Here is a 685-nt window from a genome sequence, read left to right as displayed (position 1 = left end):
GCGTTCGGGCTGACCAGACCCATGCCGACCGCGATCCAGGTGAGCGCGAGAGTGAAGAGCACCAGCAGTCCGAGTGCCGCGGCCCACTCCAGAACCGTGGCGTCCGTGGACCGGAAGCCGATGGCCACGGCGACGGCGCCGACGAGGACCACACTCAGGACCGACTGCACCACGCTGCCGATGACGTGCCCGATCAGCACGGAGGGCCGGTGGATGGCCATGGTGCGGAAGCGGGCGATGATGCCCTCGGTCATGTCCATCGAGACGGACACCGCGGTGCCGATCGTGGTGCTGCCGATGGTCATCAGTAACAGGCCCGGCACGAGGTAGGCGATGTACGCGGAGCGGTCCGCGCCACCGTCCCCGATGCCGGCGCTCATCACGTCGCCGAAGATGTAGACGAAGAGCAGCAGCAGAACGACCGGCGTGAGCAGCAGGTTCAGGGTGAGGGACGGGTAGCGGCGCGCGTGCAGGAGGTTGCGGCGCAGCATCGTGGAGGAGTCGCGCAGGGCGAGGGAGATGCGGGCCGGGCGGGTGGGGGCCAGGGGGGTGCTCATCGGGCAGCCTCCTCGGGCTGGCTGGGCTGGGTGGGCTGTGCGTCGGTGCTGCCGGTCAGGGCGAAGAAGACGTCGTCGAGGTCGGGGGTGTGGACGGTCAGTTCGTCGGCTTCGATGCCGGCGGTGTC

Annotated in this window: 1 protein-coding gene and 1 pseudogene; both read right to left on the bottom strand. The window is 69.5% G+C overall.

The annotated features are described in order from the left end of the window. On the bottom strand, positions 1–557 hold a 557-nt coding region (locus ACP4IX_RS36375; protein ID WP_426558950.1), incomplete at its 3' end, for an ABC transporter permease. Next, positions 554–685, bottom strand: a pseudogene (locus ACP4IX_RS36370) (ABC transporter); the annotation flags it as partial. The gene ACP4IX_RS36375 and the pseudogene ACP4IX_RS36370, both read right to left, overlap by 4 nt.

The sequence above is a fragment of the Streptomyces sp. WG5 genome (genome assembly GCF_049974565.1).
Classification (GTDB): domain Bacteria; phylum Actinomycetota; class Actinomycetes; order Streptomycetales; family Streptomycetaceae; genus Streptomyces.
Note: the sequence above shows the minus strand (reverse complement) of the source record. Positions and strands in the feature narration are given on the sequence as shown.